This window comes from Rouxiella aceris (genome assembly GCF_012933545.1).
GTDB classification, from domain to species: Bacteria; Pseudomonadota; Gammaproteobacteria; order Enterobacterales; family Enterobacteriaceae; genus Rouxiella; species Rouxiella aceris.
Genome location: NZ_JAADJU010000006.1, coordinates 146,961 through 161,853 on the forward strand (window position 1 = coordinate 146,961; position 14,893 = coordinate 161,853).

9 protein-coding genes are annotated in these 14,893 nt (G+C 53.3%); 4 read left to right on the forward strand and 5 right to left on the reverse strand.

What is annotated here, in order from left to right; translation table 11 throughout:
- Positions 1 to 147: 147 nt before the first annotated feature.
- Positions 148 to 4,014, reverse strand: coding sequence for a dermonecrotic toxin domain-containing protein (locus GW590_RS12825; RefSeq protein WP_169403442.1), 3,867 nt, complete (start codon positions 4,012 to 4,014; stop codon positions 148 to 150).
- Positions 4,015 to 4,261: 247 nt separating this feature from the next.
- Between GW590_RS12825 and GW590_RS12830 the strand changes: the two genes are divergently transcribed.
- Positions 4,262 to 5,440 carry an MFS transporter gene (locus tag GW590_RS12830; RefSeq protein ID WP_408014936.1) on the forward strand — a complete coding sequence of 393 codons (1,179 nt, stop codon included), beginning with the start codon at positions 4,262 to 4,264 and terminating at the stop codon, positions 5,438 to 5,440.
- 45 nt (positions 5,441 to 5,485) lie between these two features.
- Here GW590_RS12830 and leuD read toward each other — a convergent pair whose 3' ends face one another.
- The 4 genes from leuD to leuA form a co-directional block, all read right to left on the reverse strand.
- A complete protein-coding gene (gene leuD, locus GW590_RS12835) occupies positions 5,486 to 6,088 on the reverse strand; it encodes a 3-isopropylmalate dehydratase small subunit (RefSeq protein WP_169403444.1) in 603 nt (200 codons plus the stop codon).
- 2 nt (positions 6,089 to 6,090) lie between these two features.
- On the reverse strand, positions 6,091 to 7,500 hold the full coding sequence (gene leuC / locus GW590_RS12840) for a 3-isopropylmalate dehydratase large subunit (protein ID WP_169403445.1): 1,410 nt from the start codon (positions 7,498 to 7,500) through the stop codon (positions 6,091 to 6,093).
- Positions 7,500 to 8,591 (reverse strand): 3-isopropylmalate dehydrogenase, encoded by a 1,092-nt coding sequence (leuB, locus tag GW590_RS12845; protein ID WP_169403446.1) that lies wholly within the window; start codon positions 8,589 to 8,591, stop codon positions 7,500 to 7,502. The genes leuC and leuB overlap by 1 nt, the downstream gene beginning before the upstream one ends.
- 96 nt (positions 8,592 to 8,687) lie before the next feature.
- The gene (gene leuA / locus GW590_RS12850; RefSeq protein ID WP_169403447.1) at positions 8,688 to 10,244 is read right to left on the reverse strand and encodes a 2-isopropylmalate synthase; all 1,557 of its coding nucleotides are present in this window, start codon (positions 10,242 to 10,244) and stop codon (positions 8,688 to 8,690) included.
- A 729-nt stretch (positions 10,245 to 10,973) separates the two neighbouring features.
- Between leuA and leuO the strand changes: the two genes are divergently transcribed.
- The 3 genes from leuO (at position 10,974) to ilvN (ending at position 14,739) form a co-directional block, all read left to right on the forward strand.
- The gene (gene leuO / locus GW590_RS12860) at positions 10,974 to 11,951 is read left to right on the forward strand and encodes a transcriptional regulator LeuO (protein WP_169403448.1); all 978 of its coding nucleotides are present in this window, start codon (positions 10,974 to 10,976) and stop codon (positions 11,949 to 11,951) included.
- A gap of 575 nt (positions 11,952 to 12,526) precedes the next feature.
- The gene (ilvI, locus tag GW590_RS12865) at positions 12,527 to 14,245 is read left to right on the forward strand and encodes an acetolactate synthase 3 large subunit (RefSeq protein ID WP_169403449.1); all 1,719 of its coding nucleotides are present in this window, start codon (positions 12,527 to 12,529) and stop codon (positions 14,243 to 14,245) included.
- A 2-nt stretch (positions 14,246 to 14,247) separates the two neighbouring features.
- Entirely contained in the window at positions 14,248 to 14,739 is a 492-nt protein-coding gene (gene ilvN / locus GW590_RS12870; protein WP_169403450.1) for an acetolactate synthase small subunit, read from the forward strand.
- Positions 14,740 to 14,893: the final 154 nt, after the last annotated feature.

Consider the following 14,893-nt stretch of genomic DNA (forward strand, 5'->3'; position numbering starts at 1 on the left):
TATTACGCAGATACTTTGCTCTAGCCAAGAAAACTGTGCAGTGCGGTGGATGACCGCATTGTCGATTAACCGCTTTTCTGAGTAATGGTGAAATGTCGCCAGCCAGTGAGTTTACTCACTGGTTTTTTTCTGTCGTCGATCCACGATTTACTTGTCGCTGCCGGGATTTTCGGCACGGAGACGTTTCGCCGCAGGGCCTGGCTGTGGACTATCGCCCCCCGAACTTCGCCGGGTGCCCATTTCCTGGTTGGCCTGTGCCGCGGGGACTGCTGCGCCGACGGCATGGTGATCGCTTACCTGACTAAGCGGAAGTCTTTCTCCTTGCGGGAGTTGCATCAGAGCATTATGCAGTTCAGTGCCTGAAAGCCCCGAGGGTCGGTCTGGCCGGGTCAGCAGCAGGTTTATCCTCGCTTCAACGGTGGGCTCGGTGGTCGCTGAGCTGCTGGTCGCAGCGGTCGAATCCCAGTGTTTGCGGATCCACGCCACCACTTCCGCTCTCGGTGCCGCGTTCGAGCGTGCGAGAGCAATCTGAACGGTGCTGGCACTGACCTGAGGTTTTTCGTTTGGCGGCAATTGCATCAGGGCATGATGCAATTGCGGTCCGGAAAGCGCGGTGGGTTTGTCCGTGCGTGAAAGCAGTACCTCAATCCTGGCCCCCACCGAAGGGCCGACCGAAGTGGTGGATGCCCAGTTGCGCCGAACCCAGTCGACCACTTCAGGACTGGCCTGGGCATTGGCCAGTGCCAGAGCATTTTTGACGGTGCCGACACCGATCACCGGTCTTGTCTTTTTGGGGAGTTGCATCAGCGCATTATGCAGTTCCGTGCCAGAAAGCCGGGCGGGTCGGTCTTCCCGGGCAAGCAGCACTTCGATCCTGGCCACCGTTGAGCGGCCCCGCGCCGCTGTCGCTGCCCAGCGATCCGCGACCCACGCCACCACTTCCGGCCTGGGCTGCACATTAATTTGTGCCAGAGCAATTTGTACCATCCCCAGTTTTAGCTTTGGTGTTTCGCTTTCCGGCAGTTGCGTCAGGGCATTATGCAGCTCTGGGGCCGAGATCCAATCGGGTCTGTCCACCTGGTTAAGCAGGCTCTCTATCCTGGCGGGGACGGAACGGGCAGGGGCAGCGGTCGATGGCCAGTGCTCTCTGACCCAGGCGAGCACTTCCGCTCTAACCTGAACATTCGACTGGGCCAGCGCATTTTGCACTGTCTTCAGATTCACACCTTGTTTTTCCGCTTCCGGCAGTTGCAGCAGGGCATGATGCAGCTCCAGGCTGGAAAGCCCCTCAGGCTTGTCTGCCCGGGCAAGCAGCGCTTCTATTCTGGCTGGCACTGGGCGGGCTGCGGTGGCGGCCCAGTGTTGCCGGACCCAGTTGACCACTTCTTGTCTGGCGTGAATATTTGATCGTGCCAGGGCGTTTTTGACGGTTCCTAGGCCCACAGTGGCCCTTTCCGCCAGCGGCAGTTGTCCGAGCGCATGATGCAGTTCTGCGCCGGAAAGCCCCTCGGGTCGGTCCGCCCGGGCAAGCAGTGTTGCTAATCTGGTCGTCGCTGAGCGACCGGCTGCGGCGGTTGCTGCCCAGTGCTGCTGCACCCAGGCGATCACCTGTGGTCTGGCCTGAACATTCAACTGTGCCAGCGTGTTCTGCACCGCACCCAGACTGATGACCGGTCTTACACTGGGCGGCAGTTGCATTAGCGCCCTATACAGTTCCGGGCCAGCAATATCGCGGGGGCGATCCTCCCGGGCAAACAGCGCTTCTATGCGGGTCGCTGCGGAACGGCCTGCCGCTGTGGTGGATGCCCAGTGCTCGCCGACCCAGGCGGTCACTTGCGGCCTGGCCTCAGCCTGCAACTGGGCGATAACCTTATGAATGGTTTGCAGGCTTATGCCGGGCCTTTCCATTGGCGGCAATTGCGTAAGGGCCTGGTGCAGTTCCGTGCCTCGCAGCAGGACGGGTTTGTCCGCGCGCTTAAGCAGCATGGCTACCCTGGCCCCCGCTAAACGGCCAGCGATGGCGGTGGATGCCCAATGCTCGCAGACCCAGGCGATCACTTCCGGTCTGGCCAGCACATGTGATTGTCCGAGAATATGCTGCACCGTGCCCTGGGTCACTTCCGGCGCTTCTCCCGCTGGCAACTGCATCAGGGCGCTATGCAGTTGCGGACCTGAAAGCCCGGCAGGGCGTTCTTCATGTTCAAGCAGCGCACGGATCCTGGCACTGACTGAGCGGCCTGCGCCGGTGGTGGCGGCCCAGTGCTCAGCAACCCAGGCGACGATATCTGGTCTGACGCCTCCCGCCAACCCGATAATGCGTCCCTCTGCATCTACCGACTGTCCGGTCTGGTGGAAATTGCCGCTGTCGGCATCAAATCGGTAAATCGTTTTTATTTCGTCATTGCACAGCGGCACATAGCCAAGACTTTTGCCCCCGCCGGTGTCGGTTATCTCTATTTCCCGGTAATGTTTGGCTGAAAGCTGTTCTCGGGACGGACGCAACGGTTTCGGCTGGTTTTTTGCCGCTGCGGGGACTGCCGCACTGTCGGCTGCTGGCCGGGAAGGGGCAATGTTATCTGTGTTGCTCGGCGGGGCAGCCATCTCCTCGGTTTTCCTGGACGGCGCTGATAGGCCTTTGGCATCGCTGGCGGCCGCGATTGCCGACAGGGCGATATTGATCCCGCCGTCGGCCATTTCCAGCAGCCCTTCACTGATATTGCCTTGGGCGATATCGTAGCCGCCCACCCCTGCTTGCGTCAGGCCGCTGGTCAGTAACGCCGCATTGGTCGCCGCCGCCAGTGGCGGTACAACGGCAGCCAGCGGGGCAAAGAGCAGCATCAACGTATTGATATCACTGAGCCGCTGTTTAATGCTGCGCTCTCCGGCGTCGGCGTCAGAGACAATCAGCGTATCGGCATCTGACTTTAGTCTTGCGGTTTGTCGGCGGGCCATTTCAGCAAAGGGATCGTGCTGTTGTTTGGTGGTTAGCCCCAGGCTGATCTGCAGATCCAGCTCTCCTTTACGCATTTTCGCCAGCGCCAGCTCAACGCCGTAGGCCATCACAAAGTCGCGAAACGGGTGATCGGTACGGGTATCTTTACGGCTGAAATGGGATAACAGCGCCTGCATTTTTTGCGGGGAATCGGCATGTCGCAGCAGATATTCTCTGAGCTTTTGCGCCGAACTGAACTCAATTAATGGCGGCGAGCTGCCTGGTTTCCATAGCAGCAACTGCCCACTCTTTTTGTCGCGAAAGGTCATTAGGTCGGTGGAGGCTTTACCGTTGATTGACACCATCCCGATGTCCACGCTGGCATCTGGCCGGGCGCTTTTGATGCGACTGGCAGTCAGCGAGGACCAACTGGCGGCATCCCCGACGCGTTCCTCCGGCAAACCTGCCGCTCGGGCGGCAAGCTGCATGGCGCTGTCACTGAGTTTGCCGCCCTGATAGGCCAGCTTGTAGGTTTTAATCAGCGCCGCCTTATTGAGAAAGGCCTTATCCTGCTGATAGCCCGGCGTTGCTGTTTTCTGCTGCAGATGTTGCAGGTAATAGCCTTTAAAATCCACTTGCCAGATGATAGTGCGCCAGGTCTCCGGCGACAAAGGACATCCGGTGCCTGTAACCTGGCCTTTGCTGTCGAGCAGGACAATTTTTTCGGTGGGCGCGGTGCTGCTATCTAGCCATGACTTATTTTTTTGCGTATTGAGCAGCAGCATATCGGTCAGGGAGAGGACAGTTTTCTCGCCGCTGTGGGGGGCGATCGCCAGCAGATAGCTTTTATCGGCGTCAGCCTGGGGATAGCCCAGTTTTATCAGCTCTTCGTGACCCAGTGCGCGGGCTAGCTGGCGGGGTGTTTCTGCACTTTTGAATTTGCCTGCCACGTCGGCCACCGAGTGGTTGCTGGCCATGGCTTTGCTGATCACCTTAAACGGACGCCGCGGGGTCGCTTGGTTATCCGCTGTATTCTGCGCGGGGATCGGGTTGCCGGATAGGGAGATGTTTATATTGTTCATAAGTAACGGATACCAAAAGAGATGGAAGTAAAATCTATATAATGGATTGTTTTATATAGTGTTAACTCTAGCCCTGTCAGTTCCTGACTGATTATGCAGCTCCCCGGTGCCGTTAGCCTGACGACGCAGGAACAATCAGAAATTGTCAGCCTGTGCCGTGCTTTCCTCCCCATCTGGCAAAACTGTGACTACACTGCAGTTTTACCCGATGCACGGGTTTACTTTTCATTGCCAATGCTTTGTTGTTATCAGGGATGGTTTTATGCCAGCACGCCGCTTAACGTTTATTTTTGCCACCTTTTTACTGGTTTCCTTTCTGATTGGCATTGCCGGTGCGCTGCAGGCACCGACGCTTAGCCTGTTTCTCACCCATGAAGTACAAGTCCGTCCGTTATGGGTGGGTATGTTCTACACTGTCAATGCTCTGGCGGGGATCGCTATCAGCTTTCTGCTGGCCAACTATTCCGATAAACAGGGCGATCGGCGCAAGCTGCTGTTTCTTTGTATGTTGATGGCGATTGGCAACAGTCTGGTATTTGCTTTTAGCCGCGACTATTTATTGTTGATTAGCGTAGGCGTATTGCTGGCGGCAATGGGAAATGCCGCCATGCCGCAGCTGTTTGCCCTGGCGCGGGAATATGCCGATCGTTCGGCCCACGAAGTGGTGATGTTCAGCTCGATGATGCGGGCGACCCTGTCGTTGGCATGGGTGTTGGGTCCCCCCATCTCCTTTATGCTGGCTCTGAATTACGGCTTTACCTTGATGTACCTGTGTGCCGCCGCGGTGTTTGTGTTCAGCGCGCTGCTGGTATGGTTTTTTCTGCCCTCGGTGACAAGGATCCCCCAGCCGATTGATAAGCCGGTGGTGCACGTCAGCGCCTGGAAGAACCGCGATGTCAGGCTGTTGTTTTTTGCCTCGCTGCTGATGTGGACCTGCAATATTATGTACATCATTGATATGCCGCTGTATATCACCGCAGAGATGGGATTGCCCGAGGGGTTGGCTGGCTTGCTGATGGGCGCGGCCGCCGGGATGGAGATCCCGGTGATGTTGCTGGCTGGCTATCTGGTTAAAACCACGGGCAAACATCGACTGATGCTCTGCGCCGCCGCCTTTGGCGTGCTGTTCTATCTGGGGTTGATCCTGTTTCCCTTTAAAGCCGCCTTAATGGTCCTGCAGCTGTTTAACGCCATATTTATCGGCATTATTGCCGGTATTGGCATGCTCTACTTTCAGGATCTGATGCCGGGACGCGCCGGGTCGGCTACCACGCTGTTTACCAATAGCATTTCGACGGGTGCCATTCTGGCGGGGATGTTGCAAGGGGCGATTGTCGAGAATTTTGGCCATTATCAGGTGTACTGCGTGGCGACGGGATTGGCGGTGGTGGCGTTGCTATTGATGATGCGGGTTAAAAATGCCTGACCCGTCAAGCAGGCGGGTCAGGGATAAAGCGAGCCAGTCTGGGCCTTAGCGCATAAACGCCGGCACCTTGGCTTCATAGGCAGAGATATTTTCTTCATGCTGCAGGCTAAGACCAATGCTGTCGAGGCCGTTAAGCATGCAGTGGCGTCGGAAGCTGTCTATCTCAAAGGGATAGGTTTTGCCACCGGCGATAACGATCTGGTTTTGCAGATCCACCTCAAAGCTGATGCCTTCGTTTTGCTGGGCCAGGGCAAACAGCTCGTCAATCTGTGCTTCTTCGAGGGTTACCGGCAGCAGTTGGTTGTTAAAGGCATTGCTATAGAAAATATCGGCAAAACTCGGGGCAATCACCACATGAAAACCGTAGTCGGTTAATGCCCAGGGCGCATGCTCGCGTGACGAACCGCTGCCAAAATTTTCCCGTGCCAGCAGAATACTGGCCCCCTGATACTGGGGTTTATTAAGGATAAAATCCGGGTTAGCCGTATAGCCCTGGCCCGGCAGATAGCGCCAGTCGTAAAACAGAAACTGTCCAAAGCCGACGCGGGTGACCATTTGCAGAAACTGCTTGGGCACAATGGCGTCGGTATCGACGTTGGCAATGTCCAGTGGCAGCACCAGACCGCTATGTTGCGTAAATTTTGCCATGATTATTCCCCCAGTTTCAGTTCACGGATATCGGCAAAGTGACCGCTGATGGCCGCCGCCGCCGCCATCGCCGGACTGAGCAAGTGCGTACGTCCACCGCGCCCCTGACGCCCTTCGAAATTGCGGTTACTGGTAGACGCGCAACGCTCGCCCGGATTAAGGCGGTCATTGTTCATCGCCAGACACATGGAGCATCCCGGTAATCGCCACTCAAACCCGGCAGCCAGGAAAATCTTGTCCAGACCTTCCTGTTCCGCCTGGGCTTTGACCGGGCCAGAACCTGGCACCACAATCGCCTGCACGCCAGCGGCCACTTTGTGACCTTTGGCAATAGCCGCCGCCGCGCGCAAATCTTCAATTCGCGAGTTGGTACAGGAGCCAATAAACACTTTATCAATGGCGACATCGGTCAGTTTGATGCCCGGCTGTAAATCCATATAGGCCAGCGCTTTTTCTGCCGAGGCACGCTCTACCGGATCGCTGAACGAAGACGGATCAGGGATGGTCTGGTTGACCGCTATCACCTGACCCGGATTGGTGCCCCAGGTGACCTGCGGCGCGATATCGGCAGCATCCAGGGTGACGACGCGGTCAAATACGGCATCTTCGTCGGACTTCAGCGTATTCCAGAAGGCGATGGCATCGTTCCAGTCCTGCCCTTTCGGCGCAAACTGGCGACCCTGCAGATAGGCAAAGGTGGTGTCATCAGGAGCAACCAGACCGGCTTTGGCACCCAATTCAATGGACATATTGCACAGGGTCATACGGCCTTCCATGCTTAATGCCGTTACTGCCGGACCACAGAATTCCACTACATGCCCATTACCGCCGGCCGTGCCGGTTTTACCGATCACTGCCAATACAATATCTTTGGCGGTGATCCCGACCGGAGCCTGGCCGGTGATTTCAATTTTCATGGTTTTGGCACGACCCTGTTTCAGGGTCTGGGTGGCCAGCACATGTTCCACTTCCGAGGTGCCAATCCCAAATGCCAGGGTGCCAAAGGCACCGTGTGTCGAGGTATGGGAGTCACCGCATACCAGGGTCATGCCCGGTAATGTCAGGCCTTGTTCCGGCCCCATTACATGGACGATCCCCTGAAACGGATGCTGGAGATCGTATAATTCAATGCCATATTCAGCGCAGTTTTTAATTAATGCCTGCATCTGAATACGCGCCATTTCGCCGCTGGCATTAATGTCTTTGGTCTGCGTTGAAACGTTATGATCCATAGTGCCAAAGGTTTTACCCGGTTGGCGCACCCCGCGATTCATGGCCCGCAAGCCGTCAAAGGCCTGCGGCGTGGTGACTTCATGAATCAAATGGCGATCGATATACAACAGCGGTGTTTCGTTTTCTGCTTCAAAAACCACATGCGCATCGAATAACTTTTGATATAACGTTTTGGACATTACGCCCCCTCAATCACAGCGCGGGCGATAATGTCGCCCATTTCGCGGGTGCCCAACGCCGTCTGGCCATTTGCCAGATCACCGGTGCGATGTCCCTGTTCCAACACCTGATTCACGGCGTGCTCAACGGCGGTCGCCGCTTCTTCTGCGCCCAGACTGTAGCGCAGCAGCAGGGCGGTCGACAGGATCTGCGCAATAGGGTTGGCAATGTTTTTACCGGCAATATCCGGTGCAGAACCGCCCGCCGGTTCAAACAGACCAAAGGCCTGCTCGTTCATGCTGGCCGAAGGCAACATGCCCATGGAACCGGTGATCATCGCGCATTCGTCTGACAGGATGTCGCCAAACAGGTTGGAGCACAGCATGACGTCAAACTGCGAAGGTTCTTTGATCAGTTGCATGGTGGCATTGTCGATATACATATGGCTCAGGCTGACGTCGGGATAGTCTTTGGCCACTTCGGTAACCACTTCACGCCACATAATTGAGCTTTGCAGCACATTGGCCTTATCAATCGAGGTGACTTTGTGACGACGTTTGCGGGCAGATTCAAAGGCAATACGGGCAATACGTTCGATCTCGAAACGGTAATAGACTTCGGTATCAAAGGCTTTCTCATGCATGCCCTGGCCTTCACGGCCTTTGGGTTGACCAAAGTAGATGCCCCCGGTCAGTTCGCGCACGCACAGAATGTCAAAACCCTTGGCGGCAATATCGCTGCGCAGCGGGCAGAAAGCTTCCAGACCCTGATATAAACGGGCAGGGCGCAGGTTACTAAACAGTTTGAAATGCTTACGCAATGGCAGCAATGCGCCGCGTTCTGGCTGATCGTTTGGCGGCAGGTGTTCCCATTTCGGGCCACCCACCGAGCCGAACAGGATGGCATCCGCTTGTTCACAGCCGGCAATGGTGGCCGCTGGCAGTGGCGTACCCTGTTTGTCGATGGCGGCGCCGCCGATATCGTATTCGCTGGTACTGATTTTCAAACCAAAACGCTGGCGGACGGCATCCAGAACTTTGTACGCCTGGGCCATAACTTCCGGGCCAATCCCGTCACCGGGTAAGACAGCAATATGATGGGTCTTGCTCATGTTCACACCGTTTCCTGATTATTTTGATATTTGCACTGGCTGTTATCTTGCCCCATGGCGCGGCGTTGGCGACATAGGGCAAGTTGTGGCGAAATTTTACGATACGCGATCGTTATGCAGACGCTGTTTTTCTTTTTCGACCTGCTTGCTGCGCCAGATGCTATTGAGTACATGCACCATCGCTTTGGCCGAGGACTCGACGATATCTGTTGCCAGGCCCACGCCGTGGAAACGACGTCCTTGATACGACACCACAATATCAACCTGACCCAGCGCATCGCGGCCCTGACCTTTGGCGGTCAGCTGGTATTTGATTAATTCAATCTGGTAGCCAGTGCAGCGGTTGATAGCCTGATAAACGGCATCAACGGGACCGTTACCGGTGGCCGCTTCGGTTTTGATTTCTTCGCCACAGGCCAGATTGACTGACGCCGTTGCAGTGATGCTGGAACCTGACTGGACGCTGAAGTTGTCCAGACGATAAAACTCCGGCTCTTCCTGCTGTTTATTGATAAACACCAATGCTTCCAGATCGTAATCGAAAACCTGACCTTTTTTGTCGGCCAGCTTCAGGAAGGCGCTATACAGGTGATCCATATTATAGTCGGATTCCTTATAGCCCATCTCTTCCATACGATGTTTCACCGCCGCGCGACCGGAACGTGAGGTCAAGTTTAACTGCACCTGATTCAGACCAATCGATTCCGGGGTCATAATTTCATAGTTTTCACGATTCTTCAGAACACCATCCTGATGAATTCCTGAAGAGTGAGCGAAGGCATTTGAGCCGACAATGGCTTTATTGCCCGGGATCGGCATGTTGGTGATCTGGCTAACGATCTGGCTGGTGCGGTAAATTTCCTTGTGATTGATATTGGTATGTACCTGCATATATTGCGAGCGGGTCTTGATCGCCATAATCACTTCTTCCAGCGCGGTATTGCCGGCACGTTCGCCAATGCCGTTCAGCGTACCCTCTACCTGACGGGCACCGGCCTGCACCGCGGCAATCGAGTTGCCGACCGCCATGCCCAGATCGTCGTGGCAGTGCACGGAGATAATGGCTTTGTGGATATTGGGGACACGCTCATACAGATTGGTAATGATGCCGCTGAATTGATGCGGGGTGGTATAACCGACGGTATCCGGGATATTGATGGTGGTTGCTCCAGCGTTAATGGCGGCTTCCACTACGCGGCACAGATTATCCAGCGGGGTACGCCCGGCATCTTCGCAAGAGAATTCAACGTCATCCGTATAATTACGTGCGCGCTTGACGGAGTGCACCGCCATATCCAGAACCTGGTCAAACGAACGTTTTAACTTGGATTCAATATGCAGAGTCGAGGTGGCCAGAAACACATGGATACGGAAAGCTTCCGCTACGCGCAACGCTTCTGCCGCGACATCAATATCGGCGTCCACGCAGCGTGCCAGTCCGCAAACGCGACTATTTTTGATCTGACGGGCGATGGTTTGCACTGATTCAAAATCACCAGGAGAAGAGACCGGGAAGCCGACCTCCATCACATCTACGCCCATTCTTTCCAGAGCGATGGCGATTTGCAGTTTATCTTTAACGCTCAGACTCGCTTGCAGAGCCTGTTCACCATCACGCAGCGTGGTATCGAAAATAATGACTTGTTCGCTCATGTTGTTATTCCTTGCCTTGGTTACTTTCGCGCTGTGCGGATAAAAAAAAACCCGCGCATTTGCGCGGGTTTGCTGTCTGTGGAAGCTGAAACTAGTTGTAAATTTCACCCACTGGCATACCGCGCACTTTTTCTGCGTTGAGTAGTAGGCCTGGTAGACGGGTGAATTTAAACATGTATTTGTCAGCTTCTCATGTATGGGTGGCGTTGTGCCTGTGGCCTAAATTGATACGTGAATGCGGCGGCGATGTCAACTTAAGAATGCTTTAAAGGATAGAATAGTCACCAGATGAGGGGAATTATCATTCAGAGTAATATTCTGAATTATTCGATAACGGCAGCGTTATGATTTGTGAGGGTTTGGCACCAAATAATGATGAAAACCGTTCTCAGTTTTCACTCATTATCTGCGAGCTAACGCCTTCTATTATCATAAATTACTCATATGGATTTATAAGATTTTAGCGGTAATCTATTTAGCTGTAATATTAATTCAACCAGTGATTTTGTCTATTCATTGGCAGGCTATTTAACCATAGCGGATTAAGATTGACAGCGTTTATACCTGTCATACTTCAAGCTGCAGTTGCGTTGGCTTCTCTCGTTCACCCGAATGACTTACGTAATGTAAGCTCATCGGGATTCACTCGTTTGCCGCCTTCCTGCAACTCGAATTATTTTAGGTATGGCACTGCTTCAAATGGACTTAAGAATCTAATCAGGAGGCGCGATGACCGATATTACTGTAGAAAAATCTCTGGGTAAAATCCCCGGCGACGAAAAGAAGCATGAAGCGGGTCATGAGGACAATCATCTGCGCCGAGCAGATTTAAATTTGTTAACAGTATTTGATGCAGTGATGCAATTACAGAATATTACCCGGGCGGCGCAAATGTTGGGTATGTCCCAGCCAGCGGTCAGCAATGCCGTATCGCGTTTAAAAAATATGTTTAATGATGAACTCTTTGTTCGTTGTGGACGCGGTATTGAACCAACGGCGCGCGCCCATCAGCTTTATGGGCCCATCCGCCAGGCGTTGCAACTGGTCACCAATGAACTCCCTGGTCTGGGTTTTGACCCGCTGACCAGTAAGCGACAGTTTTCCATCACCATCAGTAGCCCCCTTGATCTGCTGCTTACCCCAAAGGTGCTGGCCATGCTCAAGCGCTGTTCCGAGGGGGTGACGCTGAACATCGAGTCATTGATTCACGAAAATATTGAAAACCAACTGCGTTACCACGAGCTGGAATTTGCCATCGACTATCGCAGTATTGATCGTGCCGATTTTTATAATCAGCGGTTGTTTGAAGATGAGCTGGTACTTATTTCATCCAGAAACCATCCGCGATTACCCACGCAGATCGATTATGACTGTTTCTTAAATGAAAAACATGCCGTGGTCAGATTGCATGGCTACTCTTCTTTTAGTTTCCCTTATTACAATGCGCCGGAATCTCAGGCCAGAGTCTGTTATCAGGGGGCCAGTCTGATAAGCGTGATGGAAATTGTGTCGCGCACCGAAATGATCGCCTTGGTGCCACGCTGGTTGGCGTTGCATAATGCGGAGAGGCTTAACCTGAGAATCGATACGGTTCCCTGGTTTGATAACAAGCTGCATTGTTATTTGTCGTGGCACGAGTCAGCCAGTAAAGATAAAGGCAATCTGTGGATGAAGGATCTGCTTATCCAATCCGCCAGTCTGGCGTGAAACCGGCTTGTATCGCACGCCTCAATACCGGTGATTAATGTTACCTATCTTTAATTATCAAGTTTCTTACGCTGCTGTTAAGGGAGGTTTTTGTTTTTTATGCTGTGCAGTGATCGCCATTTGAGCTCATCTCTTTTTATCGTTTAAAAAAAGAGATGAGCTCAATAAAAAAAAGCGAGATTCAGGCAGTTGTTAAAAGATCAAGACCATAGCCATTGAAAATCATCATATCGTGAACTGGATCACCCTAATTAACATTAAAAATATAAGTCCGCTGCGGTCATAATTTAATTCTGTATTTACCTTTCCTTTCCTTATATACCCCAGATCTAAGTACCCTGATGTGGTTTTTTATAGCGATAAACCGTTAAATAACAGCGGCTGGCGGTAGGCTTGTTAAAAATGGGGTCTTTTGCCGTTTGCCTGGCCCAAATTCTGACGTTAAGGTAATCAGTTATATTCAACAAAAAAAGTACAGAAGGGCGCACAGCCCTCATACCCGGGATTAGGGAAATGATTTCCGACATCCATTAGAAACGAGTCGTCCTAAAGAACAAAAGCCTGGAGGCAAACCCATGGAGATGTTGTCAGGAGCCGAGATGGTTGTCCGATCGTTGATCGATCAGGGCGTAAAGCACGTATTCGGTTATCCCGGCGGAGCGGTGTTGGATATCTATGATGCCCTGCACACGGTCGGCGGGATTGATCATGTGCTAGTGAGACATGAACAGGGCGCAGTGCATATGGCCGATGGCTATGCGCGCGCAACGGGCGAGGTCGGCGTGGTGCTGGTCACTTCCGGACCTGGTGCCACCAATGCCATCACCGGGATCGCCACCGCTTATATGGATTCTATTCCCCTGGTGGTGCTTTCCGGACAGGTTCACAGTTCGCTGATTGGCTATGATGCCTTTCAGGAATGCGACATGGTGGGGATTTCCCGCCCGGTGGTCAAACACAGCTTTTTGGTAAAAAGAGCCGAAGATATCCCGACGGTGATCAAGAAAGCCTTTTATCTGGCGGCGACCGGCAGACCTGGGCCGGTGGTCATTGACTTGCCGAAAGATGTGGTTAATCCGCAGATCAAACTGCCTTATGCCTATCCTGAACAAGTGGCCATGCGCTCTTATAACCCGACGGTGCAAGGTCATCGCGGGCAGATCAAGCGTGCGCTACAAACCCTGATGGCGGCCAAAAAACCGGTACTGTATGTCGGTGGTGGGGCGGTGAATTCCGAGTGTCACGGCGAGTTGCTCAAACTGGCCGAGACGTTGAATTTACCGGTAACCAGTACGCTGATGGGTTTGGGGGCATTTCCTGGTACTCACCGTCAAAGCGTTGGCATGCTGGGTATGCATGGTACCTACGAAGCCAATATGACCATGCATAACGCCGATTTGATTTTCGGTGTTGGCGTGCGTTTTGACGACCGTACTACCAATAATCTCGAAAAATACTGTCCTCATGCCACCATTATGCATATCGATATTGACCCGACGTCGATTTCGAAAACCGTCAATGCCGATATCCCGATTGTTGGTGATGCCAAACAAACGCTGACGCAAATGCTCGAACTGCTGGAACACTCTGAGGATAAGCAGGAGTTCGATGCCCTGCGCGACTGGTGGCAGGATATTGAACAATGGCGGGCGCGTAACTGCCTCGGCTATGACAAGAATAGCGGCACCATCAAACCTCAGGCAGTCATTGAGACGCTGCACCGCCTGACCAAAGGCGACGCCTATGTTACGTCCGACGTCGGACAACATCAGATGTTTGCTGCGCTTTACTATCAGTTTGATAAACCGCGCCGTTGGATTAACTCTGGTGGTCTCGGCACCATGGGCTTTGGCTTGCCTGCCGCCCTGGGGGTAAAACTGGCATTACCTGATGAAACCGTGATTTGTGTAACCGGTGACGGCAGTATTCAGATGAATATTCAGGAGCTTTCCACGGCTTTGCAATATGATTTGCCGGTGGTGGTGGTCAACCTGAACAATGGTTATCTGGGCATGGTCAAACAGTGGCAAGACATGATTTATTCTGGCCGCCATTCGCAGTCTTATATGCAATCTCTGCCTGATTTCGTCAAGCTGGCCGAGGCGTACGGTCATGTCGGTATCGCCATCCGTCATCCTGATGAGTTGGAAAGCAAGCTGGCGGAAGCGTTGGCACAAAAAAATCGTCTGGTATTTGTCGATATCAGCGTCGATGAAACCGAACACGTTTATCCGATGTTGATCCGTGGCGGTGGAATGGATGAAATGTGGTTAAGCAAAACGGAGAGGACATAATCATGCGCCGGATTTTATCTGTATTGTTGGAAAATGAATCAGGCGCACTGTCACGCGTTGTCGGGCTGTTCTCACAGCGTGGATATAACATTGAAAGCCTGACGGTGGCGCCAACCGACGATCCGACCTTGTCGCGGATGACCATCCAGACCATGGGCGATGCCAAGGTGCTGGAGCAAATCGAGAAGCAGTTGCATAAGCTGGTGGACGTTTTGCGCGTTAACGAGCTGGTGCAAGGTTCGCACGTTGAGCGCGAAATCATGCTGGTGAAACTGCAGGCATCGGGATATGGCCGTGAAGAGATCAAACGTTCTACCGAGATCTTTCGTGGGCAAATTGTCGATGTCACTGCTACGCTTTACACGGTTCAGCTAGCAGGTACCAGTGACAAACTTGATGCTTTCCTTAACTCGATCCGCGACGTGGCCGAAATTGTCGAGGTAGCGCGTTCCGGCGTGGTGGGTGTCTCGCGCGGTGATAAAGTCATGCGGTAACGCCGACTGATTTGCCTGGCAGCCAGACTGCCTTGTCACCAGAAAGCTCAACATGCGTTGGGCTTTTTTATTAATTGTGATAATCCGTTAGCGTAAAACACCTTGCCGAGTAGGGTCTTAACAGGTTATATCTCTCATCAGTAAAGTTGCATCC

Bases quoted from the DNA above. Each gene is read 5' to 3' on its own strand.
- leuA (WP_169403447.1), bottom strand. From the start codon at position 10,244: ATGAGCGAACAAGTCATTATTTTCGATACCACGCTGCGTGATGGTGAA.
- ilvI (WP_169403449.1), top strand. From the start codon at position 12,527: ATGGAGATGTTGTCAGGAGCCGAGATGGTTGTCCGATCGTTGATCGAT.
- leuO (WP_169403448.1), top strand. From the start codon at position 10,974: ATGACCGATATTACTGTAGAAAAATCTCTGGGTAAAATCCCCGGCGAC.
- GW590_RS12825 (WP_169403442.1), bottom strand. From the start codon at position 4,014: ATGAACAATATAAACATCTCCCTATCCGGCAACCCGATCCCCGCGCAG.
- leuB (WP_169403446.1), bottom strand. From the start codon at position 8,591: ATGAGCAAGACCCATCATATTGCTGTCTTACCCGGTGACGGGATTGGC.
- ilvN (WP_169403450.1), top strand. From the start codon at position 14,248: ATGCGCCGGATTTTATCTGTATTGTTGGAAAATGAATCAGGCGCACTG.
- leuC (WP_169403445.1), bottom strand. From the start codon at position 7,500: ATGTCCAAAACGTTATATCAAAAGTTATTCGATGCGCATGTGGTTTTT.
- leuD (WP_169403444.1), bottom strand. From the start codon at position 6,088: ATGGCAAAATTTACGCAACATAGCGGTCTGGTGCTGCCACTGGACATT.